Source organism: Bacteroides sp. ZJ-18 (assembly GCF_011038705.2).
GTDB classification, from domain to species: Bacteria; Bacteroidota; Bacteroidia; order Bacteroidales; family Bacteroidaceae; genus Bacteroides; species Bacteroides hominis.
Genome location: NZ_CP072198.1, coordinates 657,412 through 682,220, shown reverse-complemented (window position 1 = coordinate 682,220; position 24,809 = coordinate 657,412). Strand labels below are relative to the sequence as shown.

Sequence of the window (24,809 nt, the reverse complement as noted above, 5' to 3'; positions counted from 1 at the left end):
ATTAAATCGGTGTATAGATCACTGCCAGAATTTTGGCAGCCTGTCCTTCGTAGGCATGAACGTGATGAGGTACGATGGAGTCATAATAGATACTATCGCCTTCCTCAAGCAAGTAGGTGCTCTTTCCGTAACTGATTTCCATAACTCCCTCCATGACCATGATGAATTCCTCTCCTTCATGGGAAGATAGCACGAAATCACTGTCTTGTGTAGGGGCTACATCGATAATGAACGGTTCCATGTGGCGGTCGGCTTTTGACTTGGACAGTGAATGGTACTGCATGTGTTTACGCGAATGGATGGCGTTGTTTGAAAAGCTGATAGTGTCTGTTGCTTCCATTTTGCGCGAAACAACCGGACCTGTTTCATCCTGGTCGTCGAGGAAAGTCCCCAGACGTACGCCCAATACACGGGCTATTTTGATAAGCGGTGCCAATGACGGCAGGTCAATATTGTTTTCGATACGTTCTATCTGTTCGATAGCCAGTCCCGAGCGTTCGGCAAGTTCTTCTATTGAGATTCCTTTGTTCTCACGGAGTGATTTTATCTTTTCTCCTACGATTTTACTTGTATCCATAATGTTTGAATGTATTTTCCTGGTAAAAGGTTATAATTTAATTCGTTTTGCTGCAAAATTAATGAAATTTTATATCCAAGCAAGGGGAAGGGTAAAAAATAAAAGCCGTTTCTTCCCGATGGAAGAAACGGCTTTTAAATTTTGTTCGCGGTAAGTGATTACTTACGCAAGCCAAGCTCTTTGATGATATCACGATATCTGGTGATATCTTTTGCTTTCAGGTAGTCGAGCAAAGCACGACGTTTACCTACTAACATAGTCAAAGCTCTTTCTGTACTATAATCTTTTCTGTTGAGCTTCATGTGCTCAGTCAGGTGAGTAATACGGTATGAAAACAAAGCTATCTGGGCCTCAGCTGAGCCAGTATCAGTGTTAGACTTTCCGTACTTACCGAAGATTTCTTGCTTTTTAGCAGCGTCTAAATACATAATTAATAAAATTATTGATCTATAAAATGTTTCTTTGAGCGTGCAAAGATAGGCATTATCTTTTATCCCACAATGAATTGCAGGAAATATTTTCTATACTATCCCTTTTTTCTAATCCAATTTTTGTACCTTTGTCGCCAAATAATAGGTATTCTATGCAAAATATTCGAAACATTGCAATTATTGCCCATGTTGACCATGGGAAAACGACTCTCGTCGATAAAATGCTTTTAGCCGGAAACTTGTTTCGCGGCAACCAAACAAGCGGTGAATTAATTCTGGATAACAACGACTTGGAGCGTGAACGAGGGATAACGATTCTCTCTAAAAACGTTTCTATCAATTACAACGGAACTAAGATTAATATTATTGATACTCCGGGACACAGCGACTTCGGTGGTGAAGTAGAGCGTGTGCTCAACATGGCCGATGGATGTATTCTGTTGGTTGATGCTTTTGAAGGTCCGATGCCGCAAACGCGCTTCGTATTACAGAAAGCTTTGGAAATCGGATTGAAACCGATTGTTGTTATTAATAAGGTGGATAAGCCGAACTGCCGTCCGGACGAAGTACACGAGATGGTGTTCGATCTGATGTTCAGCCTCGATGCTACTGAAGAGCAGCTTGACTTCCCGACAATCTATGGTTCGGCTAAGAACAACTGGATGAGTACGGACTGGAAAGAGCAGACAGACAGCATTGTGCCTTTGCTGGATTGTATTGTAGAGAACATTCCTGCTCCGGAACAATTGGAAGGTACTCCGCAGATGCTGATCACTTCACTCGATTATTCTTCATATACAGGCCGTATCGCTGTAGGACGTGTTCACCGCGGTACGCTCAAGGAGGGTATGAATGTATCCTTGGCTAAGCGCGATGGTAGTATTGTAAAATCTAAAATAAAGGAAGTTCATGTTTTTGAAGGGCTGGGCCGTGTGAAAACGACTGAGGTTTCTTCAGGAGATATTTGTGCTTTGGTGGGTATTGACGGATTTGAGATTGGAGATACGATCTGCGATTATGAAAATCCGGAAGCATTGCCGCCTATCGCTATTGATGAACCGACTATGAGCATGCTGTTTGCCATCAACGATTCTCCGTTCTATGGTAAAGATGGTAAATTTGTAACTTCACGTCATATCCATGATCGTCTGACCAAGGAGTTGGATAAGAACCTCGCATTGCGCGTGCGTAAGAGTGAAGAAGACGGTAAATGGGTAGTATCGGGTCGTGGTGTGCTTCACCTTTCTGTTTTAATCGAAACGATGCGTCGTGAAGGTTACGAGTTACAGGTTGGACAGCCGCAAGTAATTTATAAAGAAATAGATGGAGTGAAGTGTGAACCGATCGAGGAACTTACAATCAACGTACCGGAAGAGTATTCAAGTAAAATCATCGATATGGTGACTCGCCGTAAGGGTGAGATGACCATGATGGAGAATACCGGTGAGCGTATTAACCTTGAGTTTGACATGCCTTCACGCGGTATCATCGGTCTTCGTACGAACGTTCTGACTGCTTCGGCAGGTGAAGCCATTATGGCTCACCGTTTTAAAGAATATCAACCGTTCAAAGGTGATATCGAACGTCGTACCAATGGTTCGATTATCGCTATGGAAAGTGGTACTGCATTTGCTTATGCAATCGATAAACTGCAGGATCGTGGTAAATTCTTTATTTTCCCTCAGGAAGAGGTATACGCTGGCCAGGTAGTGGGTGAACATGCTCACGAAAAAGACCTGGTTGTAAATGTGACTAAGTCGAAGAAACTGACTAACATGCGTGCTTCCGGTTCTGATGAGAAAGCCCGTTTGATTCCTCCTGTACAGTTCTCTCTTGAAGAGGCATTAGAGTACATCAAGGAAGACGAATATGTAGAGGTTACTCCGAAGGCTATGCGTATGCGTAAAGTGCTTTTGGATGAAAACGAACGTAAACGCGCTAACAAGAGCTGATATTTCCGGATATTTATATAATGAAAGGCTGTGCAATTTGCGCGGCCTTTTTGTTTATATATACCGTTCTTCTAATATGTAATATAAAAAAGGACATCCTCACGGACGCCCTTTTTCCAATTTTCCTTTTTTAAATTTGTGTAGTTGCTATAAATCTCTTACCACAACAACTTTATTATATACTAAAAATCAATACTTTTTTATATTTTGATTCCTATTGGAAAACTATTATTCGATAGCAGGCTCGCTTGTTTTGTTTGGCCAGTATGGGTTCTGGTAAAGTACAGAACTGCTGACTGAACGGTCCGGAGACAGTAGCTCCATCTGCCGTATCGGCACCGGATACAAGTAGTATGCCTTAGCGAATGTGTAACCGTCGAATACAGCGTTATTTGCTTTTACGATTGAGTATGGACGTACATATTTACCTAATTCTTTTGCTGACATATTGGCTGTTGAACTACCGTCTGATACAATCTTATATTTAGGCTCGCCTTTGTCGTTTTTCATTGCCACATAGTCATCATAAGCTTCATCCCAGAAGTTGAATCCTTCCGGAACATATTTGGTTGTGAGCAATTGGTCCATAGCTCTCCAACGCATCAGGTCATCCCAACGCATACCTTCACCGATGAATTCGCAACGACGTTCACGGCGGATATTGAATAAAGTTGCGTCTACCAATGTAGAACCGGAGTATTTAGCCCAGTCTACTTCTTTGCTCATATCTGTATTGCGGATGGTTTTTTCGTAATCTGTGTCCACCCCACCACGTTTGCGGATGGCGGTCCAGTATTGGGCTGCTTTTCCATCTACCTTGCCATTTCTCAGATAATATGCTTCCAGATAGTTGAGGTAAGCTTCCACACCACGATAGATGATGCATCCTGTGGTCGACTGGTCGGAACCGGAGATAATCTGATCCTTTTTATAAGTCAGGCATTTACGGATGCGATATCCTGTCAAATCTCTTACTTCTTGCAGCTCAAAGAGAGCAGGTTCGCCGAACTCGGGCATAGTGCCGTCACCATCGGCTCTCGGAGCCTGCTTGTCTTTCTCACCGAATAAGAAAAGTTGCAAGCGCTGGTCACGTCCTTCTTTTTCTTCCTGAACCCTGCTGTCACCTTTAAATCCGCTGTTGCTGGCATACCAAGGCAATCCATTCTCCATCAGGAAGGTCTGTACATAGCTTCTCAACATTCCATTGTTTCCGCCTGAATAAATATAGTTGGGAGCACCGTGGCTGATGTTGATACTTCCCGAACGAAGATAGTCTTTCCAGAAGAGAACTTCGGAATAACCGCTCATATCTTCGGCAGAGAACATCTCAAAGTAGGGATTCCAACCGGAATATTCGCTGTCGCTAAGCGGATTGAATACCCCTGTATTTTCGGTCAGTGTGATAGCATCCGCTACTTGTGAAGCTGCATCCATACACTGGTCGAGGAAGAAGTTGATTTCGGCTGCTATATCAAGTGAGAAATTCGGATGTACGCTCTTTCCCGGCCATGTTTCGTCACCCGGTACGCGACCCGTTCCCTGATGATATTTCTCAAATGTAGCTTCGTATAATGCCACACGTGATTTGATCAGCAAAGCACACTGTTTGTTCAGGCGATTGTTGTTCATAAAGCCTTGGTTTTTCATTAACCCGATAGCTTTGTCGAGATCTTCAAGAATGAAGCGGGCCACTTTATTACGTGGCTGACGTACACTCTTTTCAATCAGTATCGCTTCATCATCCGGAAGCACCTCAGTGATGATAGGGTAATCTCCGTATTTGCGTAGCTGGTTGTAATATACCAATGCACGCATGAAATACATTTCACCGATGTAGTGTTTGAGGTCATCTTCTGATCCCGAGATCTTTCCGGCTTCGTATTTAGGTAATACTTGTTCGAAGAAGTAGTTGCAATAACGGGCCAGTGACAATCCGTTGGACCAGTTGTCATTGTTTGAAGGTACTTTCCAGATCCCTTTTTCATAGTAGGTAGAGTTATAACCACCCACTACCATGTTGTCTGTACCGCCATCATTGTTTACCGTACCGGCATTCCATCCGCTATGTGTTGAAAACATAGAGTTGTATTTTGAAATAGTATATGCTGCCAGGTGGTCTGCAGTTTGGAAATACTCTTGCGGAGTGACTTGATCCAGCGGCTCTCTGTCCAGAAAGTCGTTGCACGAAGTCAGAGCCATGGATGCTCCCGCTACGAGGCAAGCCTGCGCCACGATATATTTCATTTTAATTTTCATATTCTTGGTGTTTTTTAGAAGTTAACATTTAAACCGACTGAAATGACTCTCTGCAACGGATACAGTTTACCGTTGTTCGCATCATATGTACTTCCGATTGCTTCCGGGTCGAAGATGCCTGTGATATCGGAGAAAGTAAGCAAGTTGTCTCCGGATACATAGACACGTACAGACGACATGCCTGCCTTTTCTGTCCATGTTTTGGGCAAAGTATAACCTATCTGGATATTTTTCAGACGGCAATAAGCTGCGTTTTGCAAATAACGGCTTTGTACATTCGTATTCTTACCGCCGTTTCTTGCTACACGTGGGTAGTAAGCGTTGGTGTTTGCTCCCAGAGGGTCACCTTCCGGACGCCAGAAATCCCAATGTTCCTTGAAGCCGGCAGCCTGCCATTGTCCAAGGCCGGTTGATCCCCAGAAGTACGGGCCCTGCAGCCAATAGTCACGTTTGCCGATGCCCTGGAAGAACGCGCGGAAGTCAATTCCTTTCCAGCTTGCATCGATAGTCAGACCGTAGTTAAAGCGTGGAGTACTGTTACCCAAGATTACGCGGTCGCCTGTATCTCCCAGTTTATTGCTTCCTGTGCTGATCTTGCCATCACCGTCGAGGTCGGCATACATGATGTCGCCTGCTCCCCATTTACTACCCAAGGCCGATTGGTCTACTTTTGCCAGATGGGCGTCCATTTCTTCCTGGCTTTGTGCGATACCGATTGTCTTGTATCCCCAGATATTATTGAGTTTCTGGCCTTTGTAATAAGTACCGATGTTGTAGTCTTCATTCGGATATTTCAGGATTTTCTGCTGAGAATCAGACAGAACGAATTTCACGCCATAAGAGAAATCCTGGATACGGTCTCTCCAACCCAGTTCAAGTTCAAAACCGTAGGACTTCATATCCGCATTATTGATCTTTGGCACTCCTGTACCTAAAGATGCAGCCAATTCGGGAGCCGGACCGATCATATCGTAAGTATAACGAACGAAGTAGTCGAACGAACCGGTCAAACGGTTGTTAAACAATCCCCAATCTAAACCGACATCCCATGTTTCGATGGTTTCCCATGTTTTCTTCATGCTGACAATGCCCGGATTGTTGGCGTAGTTAGGTAATGCACCGTTCAGTAACCAGCCATAGTTGGAGCCTGTCGGCATAGTCTGATAGAAAGGATACCATGCGTCTTTGGTATCTGTATTACCTAATTGTCCCCAAGAAGCGCGGAGTTTCAATGTACCGATGCTGCATTTTTCGGCGATTCTTTCAAAGAATGGTTCTTGTGCAACGTTCCATCCGGCAGAGAATGAAGGGAAGAATCCCCAACGTTTGTCACCTATGAAACGTGACGAACCGTCGTAACGTCCGTTAGCTTCCACCATGTATCGGTCTTTATAATTGTAGTTGATACGTCCAAAGAAACCGGCTACGGCATTGTGGGCATATCCTCCCCATGCTTTCGGGTCTTCAGTGGCTGTGTTGATGGTAGGCACTGAACTTGAAATCAGTGTACTCTTTTGAGCCTGGACATAACGGGTTTTATAAAGCTCACTGTTGAAACCGGCCATAACTTTGAAGTAGTGTCCGCTGTCAAACTGTTTAAAGTAGTCCGAATAGATGTTGGTCGTGTAGTAGTTTTCTTTATATGAATACTCGTTTACCTGAGAGAGGCCGAGTGCGCCGCCGTTCCATGAAATCAGGTACGGTTCGTTATCTGCGTTGTATGCATACACCGGCAATACATCCCAGTGTTCATTCGTGTTCGTTGTGCGTAAACTACCTTCCACGTTGATTCTCCAGTTTTTGATGGGTTCGAAAATGAACTGTAGCTGTTGGGTGTTCAGGTCTTTTTGGTTGATCTGTTTTCCACCGTTTTCCAACTGTTCGATTTCCATGCCGTCTACCGGATGTCCGTTCGGGTCGTAAGCCGGGTTAGTCGGCCAGCGGCGGGCGATGTTGTGGAAGAAGAGCCCTGTCAGATATGACGGGCGGTCAAAGTCTTCGCGTGTCCATTTGGTTGAGTAAGTGACAGTGAACCAGTCAGCAATCTGGCTTGTGATTTTACCGTTCATCGTATAGCGTTGGAAATTATCGCTACCATGACGAAGCAGACCATTTTGGTCGAGGAAGCTTCCGCTGATAGTATATTGTGTCTTTTCTGTACCTCCGCTGATACTCAGGCTGTGTTCTTGTGACGGAACCCAGTCATTATAGAATTCCTTGAACCAGTCGGTATTGGCATTAGCACCGCCATAAGCCTGCCATTTACGGGTTTGTTCGTTCATGGTCATTGTCTCTTTCAGGGTTCCGGCTTGGTAGGCAAGGATACGGTCGAGTGCTTCTTGGCTGAATGGACCTGAGTCACCGGCATTTTCGGCTGCACGGTTGAAGTATTGTGCGAATTGATAAGAGTCCATCATTTCCGGTACACAGAGTGCGTCAGAGAAACGTACGTTACCGTTATAGCTGACCCTTGCTTTGCCGCTTTTACCACTCTTGGTTGTAACGAGGATTACACCGAATGCAGCGCGGGCACCATAGATAGAGGCAGAAGCTGCATCTTTCAGTACAGATACATTTTCGATGTCGTTCGGGTTAACTGAGTTCAGGTCGCCTTCAATGCCATCGATCAAAATAAGAGGAGAAGAACCTGAACCATCACCAATAGTACCGGCACCACGGATATTGATACTCATCGAGCTGTCCAGTGCACCTCCGGAGTTGCCAACCGAGAGGTTCAGACCTGGGACTACACCTTGCAAAGCCTGCGATACGTTTTGTACCGGTCGGGCTTCAAGTACGTCGGAGCTGACCATGCCGACGGCACCGGTCACGTTCACTTTCTTTTGTGAACCATAGCCCACAATAACGACTTCATCCAATACCTCTGCATCTTCTTTCATCGTAATGTTGAGGACTGTACCTTCTGCCTTGACAGTTACGGTTTTGTAGCCGATGTAAGAAATTTCAAGTGTAGCGCCTTTAGGTACGTCAAAAGAGAATTTACCATTCAGGTCGGTGATAGTTCCCATGGTGGCATTGTCTTTCACTTTGACGGATACACCAATCATAGCTTCCCCATTTTGATCTACCACGGTACCGGTAGCTTTTACTTTTTGCTGTTGTACAGTGGTGATTTCGTGTTTTTCGTAAGTATCGGCTGCCGCTTGCTGAGGTGTTGCACACCATAGCATGATAGAAGCAGCGATTGCCATTTTCAGGCGATTTGTTTCTCGAAACCGGATTAGGTTCGGAAACAGGTTAGTTTTTTCTGTCATACACTAAATTGTTCGGTTAAACATTAATTTGATAGTTTGTTTTAGGATTCCGGATTCGATTGTATTTCCGGAATAGGTTTGTAAAGGATTCGTTTTTTCTACTTCATAAGCGCAATTATTAGAGGTTAATGTATGTATGTCATTTCTTTCCTATTCCTTTCTGAACGATGTTGCCCTATTGATTTAACTGTTTGTTTTTTGTGTTAAGTTCTCACGGAACTTGGAAAAAGGTAATAAGTTTGCCATCAGCTATCTTTTGTGTTTGTCTTTCGTTATTTTTCTTTATTGTTGGGGCCTGTATTAGTGGTTACAGAGGGTTCAGATAGTTGATTATGTTAAATGGTTACATAATTATGCTATTCTGATGATGAATATTGCGCAAATAAAAAGTAGTTTCTTTTCTACCGTCTTCTTATAGGATGATATATTTTATTTATTGCTAATCTGTTTTTAATAGATTGGCAGTACTATAAAAAGAGATAATGAAAAATATTATTATGTTTTCTTGCGTATTATTAAAACTTATCGCATCTTTGCCAAAAGATACTGTGGGTTTATAAACACATGATAACCTGTGTTAACGAAAAATATTAAATGGGAATAGGGCGAAGATTAAAGCATACTTGAAGAAAAGATCTAAATGTGATAAGTTCCGTGAGAACTAAATTTCTTCTCTTTTTTATTTTAGCAATGAGATTCTCTTAATTATAGAAACTTTCTTTTGTTTACTTGATTCTTTTTATTGAGATTTTATTTTTCTTCCGATTTTCTGTCTTGTTTGGCATTGTTCGTTTCTATATTGGAATGATACCCCTCCCTAAAATGGAAATGTTAAATTTGATACTTTGTAGATCTTATAAAAATATGGTAGAACAACAGTAATAGTTGGATACAGCCTGAATGGCATGTGTGTATGGGGGACTGTATGAAGATTTTCTTTTATAAATAGGAATAACGATATGACGAAATAAAAATATCCCCGAAGGAAAAATATCTTTCCTCCGGGGATATTATTTTATCATCCTACTATGAAGTATTATTTGACGATCAGGCGATCGGCTTCTACTGCCAATTTATAAACTTTGCCTTTGCTTGTTTTGAAAGAAAGAGTTTTATCGCCATATCTTACTGTACATGGTTCACCGGCTTTCGAGAAAACGGTGGCTTCTGCAAGTTGTCCGTTTTTCCATGACATATCCACCTCAAAGTTCCCTTTTGCACAAATTCCGCTTATACTTCCGTCCTTCCAAGCGTCCGGTAATGCAGGGAGTAATTGGATGAATCCCATGTGACTCTGCAACAGCATTTCTGTGATACCTGCGGTACCTCCGAAGTTCCCGTCGATCTGGAAAGGCGGGTGAGTATCCCACAGATTATCCAGTGTACCGTTTTTCAGCAGGTTACCGAAAAGCTTGTAAGCATGGTTGCCATCTTGCAGACGTGCCCATTGATTGAGTTTCCATCCCATGCTCCATCCGGTTGCTCCGTCACCGCGATGTTCAAGTACCACTCTTGCGGCTTTAGCCAAGTCGGGAGTGGTGATAGGCGAGAGGGTATGTCCCGGATGCAGTCCGAAGAGATGGTTTACATGACGATGCTCGTCTTTGGGATCATCGATGTCTTTCGACCATTCCATCAGCTGCCCGTAACGTCCTATCTTGTATGGAGCCAGATGTGCCAGTACCTCTTGCCACTGTTTGCGTTCTTTGTTGTCTACTCCGAGTACTTTGCTTGCCTCGATGGCGTCCAGCAAAATCTCGCGGATCACGGCATGCACAAAGGTAGTCCCTTCGTCAATCGGTCCGTGTTCGGGCGAAGTGGAAGGAGCTGCCGTATAGGTTCCGTCCGGTTTACGCCATAAGAAATCAGTAGCAAACTGAGCACTGCTCTTAATCAAATCGTATCCGGTTTCTTTTAAGAATTTCTTGTCACGGGTATAATCATAATATTCCCAGATGTGTGTTGCCAGCCAGGGACCGGCCATCGGATTAAAGTTCCACGACATATCTTCGCTTTCGAGCGGGGCGGTAAATCCGAAGATATTGGCTGAAATGGATGCGGTCCATCCTCTTGTTCCGAAGTAAGCCTGTGCTGTTTTCTGTCCCGGTTTTACCAGTGTACGGATAAAGTCCACCAACGGAAGTGTACATTCATTGAGGTTAGTCGGGCAAGCCGGCCAGTAGTTCATCTGTATATTGATGTTGTTGTGGTAGTCCACTCTCCATGGTCCATCTACGTTATTGTGCCAGATGCCTTGCAGGTTGGCAGGCATGTTACCCGGTCTCGAACTGGCGATAAGCAGGTAGCGTCCGAACTGATAATAGAGTTCTTCCAGATAAAAGTCCGGTTGTCCTTTCCGGTAGTTTTGCAAACGCTTGGCTGTAGGCAGATTGGCACTTTGCTGATCCGGATTCAGCTGCAACTTCACCCGGTTGAACAAGGCGGCGTAGTCATCATAATGTTGCTTGAACAATACATCATATCCCATGCTTACGGCATTGTCCATCCATTGGCGGGTGGTTTCGGCAGGGTTTACTCCTACATATGTTTTGGGATCCTTGAAGTCCGGATCAAAGTTTATTTTATAGTCCGTATCCGCAGTGATGAGGAATACTGCTTCGTCCGCGTCTTTTACGGTTATTTTTCCGTCTGCGTTTGACAATGTTCCGCCTTTAGTGGTGGCATGGATGCGTACAACATACTGCATACCGTTGTTGTCCAGGTGGGCGGTGTATGTGAGTCCGTTACTGCCATCGGTTGTCATACTTCCCGTTGACACCGGATTGGGAGCATAGCTGAAAGTCAGGTTTTGCTTGCCCGGGCGGTCTGCCTTGAAACGGATTGCCATCACATTGGCCGGATAGGAAATGAAGTAACTGCGCTCGTAGGCTACGTCATCTTTCTTGAATTGCACTACGGCCAGTGCCGAGTCCAGTGATAGAATACGTTTGTAACCACTCATGTTCACAGCACTCAGCCCGGTTTCTACGTAAAATTCTCCCATAGTGGTAAAGTTGCCAAAGCGGAAAGGCTTTTCACGATTCGATTCGTAAGGCACTTCGCTATTGAAATTTTTACGTGTCAGCATTGCAGCCTTCTTCTGGTCTCCTTCACTGAAGGCCTGGCGTATTTCGTCCAGTACGTGTGCCGATTGCTTGTTCACATTCCAGTAGGCTTCTGCTCCTTTTGAGGTGTTAGGCCCCCCTCTCCAGAGGGTTTTCTCATTGAAAGTGATGCGTTCTGCCTCTATCGAGCCCATGATGTTGGCACCGATGCTTCCGTTTCCTATCGGTAAAGATTGTGACTCCCAGTTGGCATCCGGGTTTCTGGCTGTGTCTCCTGCACTTTCCGGTTTGTTCTCGCCTTTCCAAAGGTCGGGACGGCTTCCGTACCAGATAGCTCTTCCTTGCAGTGTGTTCGGTGTGTCGAACCAGATGGTGAGTCCTTGTGTGTAATCGGTAGCATGAACATGTGCAGCCGGCAGGGCAAACAAGGCAGTGAAGAGAAGTGAGTAAAGTTTCTTCATGTTTTTGGTGTTATTAGGATTAGTTAGTATTGGTTGATCATAGTCTGCACAAAGATAAAGAAAAACCTTGAATCTTGTGCAGACTATAAAATGTTTACTTTGGGATTATATAGATCAGCCAACCTTTTCGGGGAGCTGTCACAATCGGAGCGTTGATATCCCATTCAGTGGCTTGTTGCATGTCCGGAATCCCGGGTGCCATGAGTTTCACCTGTTGTGGATCCAGCCCAGTCTGTTCCCAGTCTATGTTCAGCTTTACGGTCTTCACTTCATCCGAATAATTACCTAAGGATAACAGGACTTTTCCCGGCTTGCGGTAGGCAGTGACTTTGACAGCTTCGTCGGATGTGGAGACGGCCGGGTGTTCTTCCCAGAATCCGAGCATGGCGGCATCTGCAATGCCGAATGAATCCCATACTTTCCATACCTGTCGCGGATCGCAGTTGACTCCTTCCGTATACCATGGATAACGAACGGTCATTCCATATTGCATTCCCAACCATGCGTTACCTCCTCTGTACAGCATGTCGCCTGTTAGTCCGAACGGAATACCTGATGACTCTACGAGCCAGTTGGCCGGAGTCATTTTATCATAAAGGAAGCTCTCGCCGAACCATAGTTTGTCTACATACGGGAAGAACTCCGTATATTGATTGGCAGGTCCCCTGGAAAATCCAGTATTCGAATGCAAGTCGATCAGGCATCCCTGTTTTACGCTTTCCATTGCCCGGCGCATTCGTTTCAGGATACGGCGGTCGAAGGAAACGTCATCCAGATAGATACCGTCGATATCCAGGTTCTGTACCATCCAACGTAGTCCTTCTATATAATAGTTATACCATCGGGAGTCTCCTTCCGCTGTTAGTATGGATGCATCGGCCGTAATACCCTGTTCGTTGGTATAGTCAAAGTGCTCGTACCACTGCGGTGTATAATCCGTTACGAAGTGTTCGCGGCACCAAGTGAATCCTCCGCCGTCTCCGCCTCTCAGTATTTCATGTCCCAAGCTGCGGATGCCCCATATCTCGGCGGTAGCGTTGCTTAGTTCGCGCAGCGTATAGTATATCTTTACTTTGCATCCCCGGGCATGCCACTCTTTGGTGAATTCTTTTATCTTATCGACTGTTAGGAAGGGATAGTTGATAAACGGGTTGTAGCCGTTTCCCTGATGGACGTTGATGATGCGTACTCCTGCATCGATGTCCGCCTGTGTCGGTGTGGGTTTGGGACCATTGTGATAATAGCGGTCCGTGAACTGACTTTTCATATTCAGTGGTTTTACCGGGGTGACAATCATGGCAAAGTCGAAGGTAATGGATTGGCCGGTTTCCAGTGTACGTGCTCCGCTATATGCCATGGCTTTCACTCCATCAGCCTCTTTCCGTATAGAGAAGCCGCCCTTACCGCCGTTAAACCAGCTTTCCGGATAGGCCGGACGATACAGATTCAACAGCGGACCGCTGTAGGTGCTGCCTCTGAATTCACAGTGGATACCTGCATGTTCGTTTCCGATCCAGAAACTGTCGAATGGCCATAGCCATTGTTGTTCTTTGGATGTGGGGATAGACACTCCGAAATTATTCACCGTTTTCTCGGGGGCATCCCATTTTCCGTCATACTGTTGAGGAGTGGCTTGTCCCGGAAGACCCATGCCCAGGAAGTAAGTTCCTATTTCATTTCTGACCGGCAATACCAAACGGATATCTTTCACCTCTATTCGCTTTTTTGGGGTAATGGTATATATATAATTCATCCATCCGTCGAACTCCATGATTGCTTTGCAGTCTACGGCTACATCTTCATCTTCGGCTCTCCAACTTCCTGCGACATGGCCTGCTGTCTGTTCCGTCAGTTGGGGGCCTGCTTTCAGTTCTTTCACTCCGCTGTCCGTTTGTATCACAAACTGTACGGGACTACTCAGCACATCGTTATTCCACGAACGTATTTGTGCCGGTAATCCTGTGGTTTCGTCCACCGTTATGGTGCGTCCCAGACATCCGATACGGTTTTCTTCCATCGTCATAGCTGTGTAAGGAGCAGTGGGGGTGTCGGCAATGCCCAAGGTTGAATTCAACCATCTCAGGCGGCTGTATCTCCACAATTCACTGTCCCCTCTGTCGGGCAGTGGATTCCCCGTGATCCGTATGCTTACGGGGATTGTACCTTGCGCCCCGTCGGCATTGCTGATAGTGATAGTGCCCGTGTAAACGCCTTCTTTCTGTCCTCCGGGAATATCTATTCCAAACCAAAGGGCCTGCACTTTTCCTTCGGCTACGTTTACTTCTTTCTTGAAGGTCTTTCCGTAAGGGTCTGTACCTTCCACATTAAAACAAGTGATGGCGGTTGCCGGAATTATTTCTTCGTCACACCGGAGGGAAGAAGCCTGATAACCGATCCGGTCGGTCTTGTTTCCGGCAGCCCATACTCCGATTTGGAAAGTATAGTATTCATTGGGAGCTGCTTCTCCTTGAAACAGCTCCCCCTGTTTATGTGTCAACCATTTAGTGGGGAGGTCGTTGCGCATCCGGATGGGATATCTGCGGTCCTCTGCAAACAGATAGAGTGCAGCTTTGTTCCGATTGATGTAGTTCTCTTTCTCTTTTGCCGTGGAGGCTATTTCCATCGGGTAAAAACTGTCGAAAGCCTGTCGTGCCTCAACTTTTACCACTGTGGCTTGCGGGTTTCTCCGGGTCGTTTGGGCTTGGATCAGCCAGGTTGTGTCCGGTGTACTCTCTTTCGGAAGATATCCGCCGCCATAGAACCCATATCCTGTTTGTACCCGGTAGGGCAAGTAATAGAAGTAGTAAGTACCTTCTTTCTCTACCGGACCGAATTGCAGACGGCAGTGTTCATTGTTCACTTCCATCCGGCGGATGTTGCGGACGGTATCTCCGGTTGTTGCATGGATAATCAGGAACCGCTTGTTGTCCACATCCTTATCCGGACGCCGCCATTCAAAATCGAGAGTCACGACTTGTGCCGGTTTTTCTATTTGCAGTACGGCCCGGTGATTTCCGAAGGACTCTTCCCACGGGCGGGAAGGAACTTCGTACAGATAGTTCTGCGATTTTTGGGCTTTTATCAGCCCTGTGCCTCCTGCTATAAATAACAAGAGTGCGAGTGATAGTACATGTCTTTTCATACTTATAAAGATTGTTTGTTAAACGCTCTGTCTGCTTGTATGTGATTAGATCTTCAGGAATATCTTCTGTTTATACATGATCCTCAGAATAAGAAATACAATCAGATAATTGGCAAAGCTGAGCCATACCGGATAATAACCGCCCAGGTATTGCTCTAATCCGTAACTGACAGATGCTGCTATGCAGCGGAAGTTGACCACCTCCCCTAAAATATAGGCTGTAATTGAGTTCATTCCATATATTTTCAGCCAGTTCAGTCCGCGGCTGTGTCCTTTATAGTCTATCCAGTAATAGAAGGCACCCATCAGCAGAAAGCAAAGTCCTCCTGAGAAAAGTGTCATGCTGCTTGTCCACAGCCGTTTGATGATCGGCATTTGCAGACTCCATACCAGCGAGAAAGCCACCAGGGCTATGCCGATCACCAGCAATGTCCGTACTACTTTCCGGCGGTTATCTTTACCGGCTTTCATTATCTTTCCGGCAAAAGTACCCAGCATTACGGTAGCTCCGAAGGTGAGGCTGCTCCATATCCAGGTGTAGTTATAATGCGGAGAGAAGTTCCAGGTACCGTCTTCATTCCAATATACCCCGTCACGGAAACGTCCCAATACCAGCTTGTCTATCTTTTCGGCAAAGTTTCCTTCCGGTGTAAAGTCCCCCAGAAAGGTCATTGGGGTCCAGTAGATTAATAATAGCAGGGCAGTAACGATCAGTTGCCGGCGGAAGCTGCAATGCAACAGGATGATGGCTGCAATCAGATAGCCTGTGGCAATGGCTTGCAGGGTATTGGAATATAGATACAAGTATTTGGGGTTGAGGCCCAACAGATTGCCTTGTACAATCATTCCGAAAATAAACAATAGGATGAAACGCCTGATGATTTTACGGTAGATGGGACCCTTATCCGGATCGTCTTTAAACTTCGAGAAAGAGAAGGGCATGGAAGCTCCTGTCATGAAGAGGAAAAGGGGCATCACCAGATCCCAGAAGCGGAACCCTTCCCACACTTCATGATCGAACTGAGAAAGGATACTGTTCAGCCAGGGAGCGTTGAGTTGGTGTGCCAATGCCCATAACACCGGTTGGAAAAAGACGAGTAGAAAGAGGTCGAATCCTCGCAGAATGTCCAGTGACGCCAAGCGGGGCGGGGTGGTCGATAAAGGTTTGTTCATAAGTTGGGTGGGTTATTTAAGCGTTGTTTTCAGATGGTTTCTTTTCATGTTTTCTGTTTTTATGTTCCGCCCCAACACTTCTCCTTCGAACACGGTGCTTTCTATCACTGCATTTTTGCAGCCGTTCAGATAGAAGGTATACGGATTGCCGGATGTGGCGGGGAAGGTTCGTGTACGGGTAATGGTGTTATTCCTGAATAAGAGTCCTGCCGTACTTTTGGCATAGAGTACCGGACAATCGAATGTCTTGAAAGTATTGTTCTCGATACGGATGTTCTGATGAACCGGATGCGAGGCATCAACGATTTTGTTGGAAGGATGTATGGCGATGACGGCATGCCCCGGACCTCCGTTGTAGGCACAGTCTATGAAAGTATTCCCTTTGATCCATACATCTTTTACCGGTCCCGATTCATACCATCCCTCGGCATCAGCTTCGATCAGGATAGCACTCATTCCTGTTTTGTAGTACGTATTGTTTTCTATCACTACTTTTCTTGGAGTAGTAACCAAAGTACCTCTTGTGCTGGTTCGTGTGAAGTAACTGTTACGTATTTCCACTTCCGGCGTGCAAGTCATGTTTTCTACACAATCATGGTTGAGCTCCATACCTGTCGGTATATCCCGGTCAAAGCGAACTTCCAATATCCTGTCCGATATTCGTGTTACATTCCGGATTGTTGCCCGGGCAAAGCGTTCCATGGTAGCCGCCCTGACAAAAGCCACTGTGTCTCCCTTGAAATAAGCGTTGAACCCATAGCTTTGTCCGTGCATAAATCGTAATCTGAGTGTTTGCGCATCTACTTTTTCAATGGCTCTCAGATTGGTTCCGTGCACATTTACCGGATCGTCTTGCGCTCCGGCAAAATAACAGCTATCGATAAGGATTTTTCCCTTGCATCCTGAAAAGTGCATCATGTCTGCTGAGGCTGCCAGTAGTCTGCCGCTTCCCGGGCGGGGGGCACACCTGACTCTGTCCATCGTTACATTCTCGGTATACTGGCTGACGATACCTAACCCATGCATATAGTGCATTTGCACCCTGCTTAGTGTAATGTCTTTGCTTTCGAGTATGAAAAGCCCTACCTGGTCACGGATTATATCACGAATGGTCAGCGTATTTCCCACTTTAGGCGTGAATCCTGCCGGGGTTGTAAAACGAATGATTCCGGGAGAAATCTCTTGGGCGGCAGAGTTTGCCAGTATTTTCCATCCTTGGCTGTATGTGAAAGATTCCGTATCCGGGTTGTATTCGATGCAATGATTCTTGTTTGAACGCCATCCTTCGCCATACAGGTTGATTTTTCCATTTACGATTTCATAGCGTGTGTCGGGGTGTACGGATACTTCTGTTTCTCCTTCGGTTACTTTCTTATATTGAACCTCAGAACCTGCCGGCCGTTCAAAGTCGATATGCAGGTTGTTGATTCTTATGTGGCTACAATGCTCCAGAGCAAGGGTTGTCATCTTTCCATGATACATCAGTGTGGCTCCGTTTCCTTCGATGGTCAGGTCATTGATTTTGTCCAGCATCAGTCCCACAGTCTTTACTTTCGAAGGGCATTCCTGTTCTGTCGATGTATTTGAAATGAAGTATTCTTTGCGGGTAGCCCCTTCGGGCCAGATGTCATAGCGTCCGTTGGGGAGTGAAAGTACCTTGGCTCCTGTACGTTTACATTCATCAATAGCTGCCTGTATTTGCGTAACGCAGTTTTCGTACGAGTACGGGGTTGCTCCGAAATCGGTGATGTAGATGGTATCTTTCTGTTGCGCATAGGCGGTAGCGCAAAGCAAAGAAAATGCGGATAAGATGTGCAGATACTTTTTCATGGTATTTAATCTCTCGTTTTATGTATTATTTAATAAGATCAGTGATGGAAACTATTGGGGGATCTAAAGGTATATAAATTTTCTGAATTAGAGATCGGTGAGGAGTTAGATAAAAGCCGTTGGATCACGATTTATTCTCATAAACGCGTTCACCAACGGCTTTAAAATTAAGCAATACTTACCTATTGAAATCTGTGACTTTTATAAGCCATAATCATGCGGGCTATTTATTAAGACTAACTTTTATGGTCCAGATTTTCTTTGTACCGTCAGCAGCCATTACGCTATATTTATGCTCTTGGGTCCAATCGGCAGGTACACCGAACTTAGGTGAACCGTCCAATGGGGTGACACGTGCAGCGGTAGATATATTGACGTAAACTACGAGGTTGTTCAATGATACCTTGGCGCGTTCGGCCTCTGTAAATTTGCCTCCTGCGGCAGGAATTGTAAATACGGCTGTAGCAATTCCGTTGTCGGAGTCAATGTCGTTTGTACGGTCCAATTCCTTTTCAGCCACAATGTTTTCTCCGGTGAGGGCATCCTTATCACCGGAGTAGAAGCGGTGGTAAGCGCCTACTTTGGTTATTTCCGCCTCTTCGTAGGCGGGCAGGTCTTCTTTACTGCATGAAGCGATGAGTGGCATACACATCAATAGCAACATGAGCCATTTCGTATCTGATAATTTGATTCTCTTCATATTACTTTTCTTTAGTTTATTAATGAAATACTACGTTTACCATCCCGGGTTCTGGTCACTGTCATTGATGGCAGAGTTGGCATTGATAATGCTTTGTGTAATCGGGAACAGGTAACGTTTCTTAGAGAATGTACGGTCGGCGTTGGTGTAACCTACGGTACCTACAAACATGCGGTGTCTGTCCTGGCTGATTTCAATAAACGTTGCCGGTGAACTCAGTTCAGGAATAATGTCTCCCGCAGGCTTTCCGTGGTTGGCTTCTCCTCCGTACATGCCCCAACGCAACAAGCTCCAGTAATAATCACCCTCCAAAGCTAAGTCTACATGACGTTCAATCTTGTAATCGTTCCATGCGTCAGCCAGTGAAGTGGCAATAGAAGGAGGAAGATTGCCATGAGTGGTACGCGTCTGGTTGAATGTAGCTACCGCACTGCTCACTTTCGATGCATCGTATTTGGCCAGTCCGAGCAACGCTTCGGCTTTATTCAGCAACGCGCGGCCATAGCGGAAGATGACATAATGGTAATCCGTCGGATTGTTCCAAAAAATACGCTCGGCATTGATATAGATATATTTGCGCCAGATGTAGTTTGTTATAGGGATATATCCGTTGCCCGGTGTTTTACCGTCTACAGCTGTTCTGTGTAGGTTTCCTCCCTTGTGGAGGGTGATCAGTTCATTGTAGAACATACATGAATCATACTGGATGGAGTGGTAGAAGCGCTGGTCGCGGTTTTTATAGATAAAATCGTTGATCTGTACATTGGGATCACTGCTGTTTGTCCTGTATGCCAGACTGCTGGCGTCCAGTTCTTTGGCATCTACGGCCATGTCGGCTACATCGGCATTGGATAACGCGGTTGTATTGTTCAGAAACTGTGTCGACTTGTTCCATTTCACACCTTGGTTGGTGGTCTGGTCAATCACTAAATAATCGTCTACCAGGTTTTGAGAAGGCGAGTGTTCCAGCCAGCATTCAAACACCAGATCCTGATTAAAGAACGGACGTCCTCCGTAGTCCTCCAAGCGCTTGTTGCTTTGGTTAGGCAGCATCTCCTGCATAAGTGTTCCTGCACCATTTGTGTTATCTTTGCTATAATATCGTGCCAGGATGATTTCGGGAGAAGTTTTGGCGCCATCCTGATTGAACATGCTGCCATAATTGCTGTCCAGTGTGTATCCTTGTATACCGTCTACAGCAGCTACAGTTTGCTCAAAGAGTGACTTTTTACGTGTGTCGTCTGTGCTGTAGGCAGCAGCCGTTAAACAGACTTCTGATTTCAACGCACGTGCGGCATTGGCATTGATACGTCCCTGCAAGGATGATTCGGGCAATCCTGCGATGGCATCGTCTATATCTTTCAGAATCAAATCGTATGTTTTGTCGATAGATTCTGTAAGAGGCAGATTGAATTCATCGGTTTCTGCCAGTACATGGTCAACCCAGATTACGCGTCCGCAATGTTTGGCAATGTAATAATAGGTCATGGCACGCAGCATTTTTCCTTCGGCTACCAGTGCTTTTTTATCAGCATCGGACAGGCCTGTAGACGCTTGCGATTTTTCGATGATCAGATTACATCGGCGGATGGTACCGAACTGGTTGAATCCCCATCCCCAGTCGCGGTTCATAAGGTCTCTGGCTTCATTCGGGCAATTTTGCCGCATGACCGAGTTTAGAGTCCATTGCTCTTCGGTACGGATATCGTGGTAGAATGGCAAGACGTTGTTGTAAGTTTGCAATACAAAGGCGTCCGCTGTTGATTTCAGACTCCAGACAAGGTCTTCCGAATAAGATTCCATAGGCTTCGTATCCAGGAAGTGTTCACAGCTCTGGAGTGTCAGTGCTGCGCAAAAGAGCGCGGGAGTGATGTATTTTATGAATTTCATATATTGTCTTCTTTTTAAGTTCATATTATTAGAATCCTACATTGACACTGATGGAGTATACTCTTGAAACCGGATAGGTATAAAGGTTTCCGTCACCGATTTCCGGGTCGATATCGAACTTATTCGCTTTACTGAAAGTCAATAAGTTATAACCATTCAGAGAAACGTTGCATTTATTCATCCATGCTACTCTTTTCAGTAATTTATGTTTGAAATCGTAACCGATGGATAGTGTCTTCAGACGAAGATAACCTGTGTTGATCAGCCAGAAGTCCGAACTGCCGTAGTTGTTACTGCCATTGTAGCTTGCCGTACTTCTCAAACGTGGATAGCGGGCTCCCGTATTATTCGGAGTCCATACATCGGTCTGGAAGTCATAGATAACAGGGGGATAGCCGCTGCCGCTTTGGCTTCCCTGGATCATACCACCCATGTAGAGATCGGCGGGAGTGGCTCCCTGCCACAGCATGTTCATGAACCAACCCTTATAGTTTAAGTCGGCACTGAAACCATATTGACCGCGAGGCATACTGTTTTTACCGATACGGTGTTGGTCGGAGCCATCAATGATACCGTCACCGTTGAAGTCATTGTATTTCAGGTCTCCTGCACCCAGGTTGGTGGAACTCTGCCTTTTAGGTGAGTTCATTATATCTTCCTGATTCTGGTAATAACCCAGACAGTCGTATCCGATACCCCAATATCCTTTGGCTTGAGTCGTGCGTTTGTATGGGTTCTTGGTATCTGTCTCCGCTTCATTCGGGTTGATATTCCAGTATTGGTCAAAGTAAGTAAAATTGCCCGAAAGTGTATATTCGAAATCACCTCTCTTCTCTTTCCATTGCAGAATAAACTCAGCACCCTGGCGGATGAATTCACCGTTTGACTTTACTTTGGGTAATGCGATACCCAACGGGTCAGTATAAGCTACTGCTGACGGAGAGGTCAGATAACCTTTGGTACTTTTGCGGAAATAGTCTACAGAACCAGAAAGACGATTGTTGAGTGATCCGAAGTCGAAGCCGATATTGAAGTCACGGGTGGTGTACCACGTAATATCTTTGCTTACCAGAGCGCCTTCGGAAAATCCCGGATACCAGCTTCCGTTCAGCAGGTAACCACGATCATTTAGTCCGTATGATTGGAGGTAGGCATAGCGTCCGATGGCATCTGAACCGATCTCTCCATAAGAAGCTCTCACTTTGAACTGATCGAAAATATGACGGTCCTTTAATGTCTTCCAGAAACTTTCTTCCGAGATGACCCATGCAAGAGATCCGGCATAGAATGTTCCCCAGCGTTTGCCTCGGGGGAAGTTGTCGCTACCGTCGTAACGGAGACTAACTTCGGCCACATATTTGCTGGCATAGTCGTATTTCAGTCGGGCTACTACACCGGCACGTGCTTGTTCCCCTTCCGAAGAACTGTTTTTGGCTGTAGATACAGGACCTGCACCGATTTGGTCTACATCCAGCAAATACTCTTCGCGGGATAATGATGAGTCGTCAGTGAAGAGCTTGTAAGCTTCGATACCGGCTGTGGCGCTGATCGTGTGTACCTGATTGAAAGTGCGGTCGTAATTGGCAAAACCTTGCACGGTGTACGATGACCAGTTTGAGTAAGACTTACTCAGTGAAGGTTTGCCCGGATCGTTGGGATTGCCGTCCCAGTCATATGCTAAAGGTGATTTTTTCCAGCTCTTTGACTTGTCGTTGTTGATGCGGTAGTTACCCAGTGCTTTTAATCGCAGGCCCGGTACATAAGGTACACTCCATTCCAGTGCGAGGTTGGCTATGGCACTGAGGTTTTCGTTCTTAGTGTATCCGGCTTCGGGGGAGATTTCCAGCAATGGGTTGTCCGGCGTGTTGAATATCTGTCCGTTCGGATTATAAGCTATTTCCCAGGGAGCTTTATTCTGGATATGTCCCCAGGTGTGATAATAGCTGTCTCCTGATTTGGCATTGGGCGATCTTAAGTCCGTCTTATAAGCTTCGATGCTGGAAGTAACTTTCAAGCCTATTTCTTTGAAGTCCGCTACAATGTTTGTACGGAAGTTATAGCGTTTGAAGCTGTTTACGTCGAACTTATAGAGTGACTTCTGATCGTAGAATCCCAGTGAAGTGTATGCTTTTATCTTTTCACTACCACCAGTAACGGTCAGGGTATGCTGCATTTCCGGTGCGAAGTTCTTCAAACAGAGTTTTTGCCAGTCTGTATTGGGGTACTTACGTGGATCTGACCCGTTACGGAACAATTCCAGCTCGGCATCCGTATAAGCCGGTGCCAATCCGTCATTGGTCATACTCATGTTCTTGTAGAAGGCTGCATCGTGAGCATCCAGTTTATTGGGCATATTGGCAGGCTGGCTCCAGTTATAGTTAAAGTTATAGTTGACGCTCATTTTTCCTGCTTTACCTTGCTTGGTGACTACCATTACAATACCATTGGCGGCACGTGCTCCGTAAACGGCGGTAGAAGCGGCGTCTTTCAAAATTGTGATCTGTTCGATATCCTCAGCATTCAGGTTGCGGAAATCGCGTTCTTCCGAGATAACATCGTCGATTACATATAGAGGAGTACCGCCACCGCGGATAGAAATACTGGAGAAATTGTTCAGACCTCCACCGCTGGTTGTAACCAATAGACCCGGCGCACGTCCCGCCAGGCTTTGGGTGATGTTTGCCGTTGGTGCTTTGATGATGTCTTCGGTGTTGACACTGGCAATGGCAGCAGTGGTTTTACGTTTAGAAGTCGTGCCATAACCTACCACGATGACTTCATCTAATGTCTTGGTGTCTTCTTCCATGGTGATACGCAAATCTCTGGACTTTCCAATAGCGATTTCCAACGGTTTGTATCCGATGTAGCTGATTTCAAGTACGGCCTTGCGAGGGGCATTGGACAGAGTGAATTCTCCTTCCAGGTTGGTAATGGTGCCGATAGTGCTTCCTTGTACTTTTACAGAGGCACCGATAATGGCTTCTCCGTTTTCATCGACTATTTTACCTGTGAGTTTCTCCGTTTTACTCTGCTGTGTGGCTGTGACAGCATATGTTTCATAAGTGTCTGCTACGGCAACTTGTGATGTCGTGCAGAATAACAGGAGACTGATGCCTGCTATTTTCAAAAAGTGCATTTCTCGGGGGCATGTGAGCTTCGGAAACAGGTTAGTTCTTTTTGTCATACATTAAATTATTCGGTTAAACATAAAAATGTGATTTGGAGGATATAGATCAGACTGTCTAATCTACATCGGTTTGGGAGGATTTTTTCAGGTTCTCATAGGCATTAGCTTTGGGTTTATAATATTAAGTTTGTTCAATAACCTTGCTGAACTATGCTGATTGTTATCTGGAAAAAATAGAGCTAAATGAGATAGGTTCTTTCAGTACTTTTACCATCTGTATTAGATTGATTATTAATGGTGTACTAAGTGGAGTGTAAAACGGTGAAGATGCTTGGCCGAATATTTTAATGCTTTTGAGTGGGAGGTATAATACCTATTTTCTACCTTTTACTTATATATGCATCTGGAATATAGTTGATTATCGTTTATGGGAAGAGTTGTGAACGCTATCCGCATGTTTCTTCTGCCATTTCAGTGCTAACCGAATGAATGAAAATCTTAATGATATTAAATCCTTATTATATAAATTATGTTGGCATAAAAAAATATAGTAAAAAGTTGCAGGGATATTAACTTATTGTTATCTTTGGCCCCATAATAAATGCTAATAATTGCAAATGCAATGGTTAACTGGTTCTAAGAGCTATCTGTTGTCTTTTCGTATAATTCCTAAGTACTGAAAGAACTTGGGAAAAAATCACAAGCTATTTTGATAATAATTTGAAAAGGCACGGAAAAACAATCGGATTCCCCCATACCCTCTCCAAGGAAGAAATATAAAATAGAAATATTAGATTGATGGAGTCATCGGTCATGCACTTGAATGTAACTGAAAGTGGAGATGAACGGTGTGACTTTATAGTGTTTCCGGTGCACCATATTTTACCATCTCACTCTTGTCTCTGATAAAAGCTATAATAAGGAATAACA

At 45.1% G+C, this 24,809-nt stretch carries 12 protein-coding genes; 1 reads left to right on the top strand and 11 read right to left on the bottom strand.

What is annotated here, in order from left to right:
- Position 1 precedes the first annotated feature (1 nt).
- Positions 2-577 (bottom strand): helix-turn-helix domain-containing protein, encoded by a 576-nt coding sequence (locus tag G7Y45_RS02825; protein ID WP_005781772.1) that lies wholly within the window; start codon positions 575-577, stop codon positions 2-4.
- 158 nt (positions 578-735) lie between these two features.
- Positions 736-1,005: a 30S ribosomal protein S15 gene (gene rpsO / locus G7Y45_RS02820; RefSeq protein WP_005781774.1), complete on the bottom strand. Its 270-nt coding sequence runs from the start codon at positions 1,003-1,005 to the stop codon at positions 736-738.
- Between the two features lie 155 nt (positions 1,006-1,160).
- On the opposite strand from rpsO, the gene typA reads away from it, so the two are divergent.
- Entirely contained in the window at positions 1,161-2,960 is a 1,800-nt protein-coding gene (gene typA / locus G7Y45_RS02815; RefSeq protein WP_005811760.1) for a translational GTPase TypA, read from the top strand.
- Between the two features lie 228 nt (positions 2,961-3,188).
- Here typA and G7Y45_RS02810 read toward each other — a convergent pair whose 3' ends face one another.
- The 9 genes from G7Y45_RS02810 to G7Y45_RS02770 form a co-directional block, all read right to left on the bottom strand.
- Positions 3,189-5,216, bottom strand: a complete 2,028-nt coding sequence (locus tag G7Y45_RS02810; RefSeq protein WP_165016535.1) for a RagB/SusD family nutrient uptake outer membrane protein — start codon at positions 5,214-5,216, stop codon at positions 3,189-3,191.
- Positions 5,217-5,230: 14 nt separating this feature from the next.
- A complete protein-coding gene (locus G7Y45_RS02805) occupies positions 5,231-8,491 on the bottom strand; it encodes a TonB-dependent receptor (RefSeq protein WP_032529822.1) in 3,261 nt (1,086 codons plus the stop codon).
- A 1,036-nt stretch (positions 8,492-9,527) separates the two neighbouring features.
- Positions 9,528-12,017 (bottom strand): glycoside hydrolase N-terminal domain-containing protein, encoded by a 2,490-nt coding sequence (locus G7Y45_RS02800; RefSeq protein WP_165016533.1) that lies wholly within the window; start codon positions 12,015-12,017, stop codon positions 9,528-9,530.
- A 94-nt stretch (positions 12,018-12,111) separates the two neighbouring features.
- Positions 12,112-15,159, bottom strand: coding sequence for a glycoside hydrolase domain-containing protein (locus tag G7Y45_RS02795; RefSeq protein ID WP_165016531.1), 3,048 nt, complete (start codon positions 15,157-15,159; stop codon positions 12,112-12,114).
- A 45-nt stretch (positions 15,160-15,204) separates the two neighbouring features.
- The gene (locus tag G7Y45_RS02790; RefSeq protein WP_165016528.1) at positions 15,205-16,332 is read right to left on the bottom strand and encodes an acyltransferase family protein; all 1,128 of its coding nucleotides are present in this window, start codon (positions 16,330-16,332) and stop codon (positions 15,205-15,207) included.
- Positions 16,333-16,344: 12 nt separating this feature from the next.
- Complete coding sequence (locus G7Y45_RS02785; RefSeq protein ID WP_165016525.1) at positions 16,345-18,162, bottom strand: right-handed parallel beta-helix repeat-containing protein; 1,818 nt, start codon at positions 18,160-18,162, stop codon at positions 16,345-16,347.
- A gap of 223 nt (positions 18,163-18,385) precedes the next feature.
- The gene (locus tag G7Y45_RS02780) at positions 18,386-18,862 is read right to left on the bottom strand and encodes a hypothetical protein (protein ID WP_005781788.1); all 477 of its coding nucleotides are present in this window, start codon (positions 18,860-18,862) and stop codon (positions 18,386-18,388) included.
- A 36-nt stretch (positions 18,863-18,898) separates the two neighbouring features.
- Positions 18,899-20,752 carry a RagB/SusD family nutrient uptake outer membrane protein gene (locus G7Y45_RS02775; RefSeq protein WP_005822374.1) on the bottom strand — a complete coding sequence of 618 codons (1,854 nt, stop codon included), beginning with the start codon at positions 20,750-20,752 and terminating at the stop codon, positions 18,899-18,901.
- A gap of 28 nt (positions 20,753-20,780) precedes the next feature.
- Complete coding sequence (locus G7Y45_RS02770) at positions 20,781-23,936, bottom strand: TonB-dependent receptor (protein ID WP_165016522.1); 3,156 nt, start codon at positions 23,934-23,936, stop codon at positions 20,781-20,783.
- Positions 23,937-24,809: the final 873 nt, after the last annotated feature.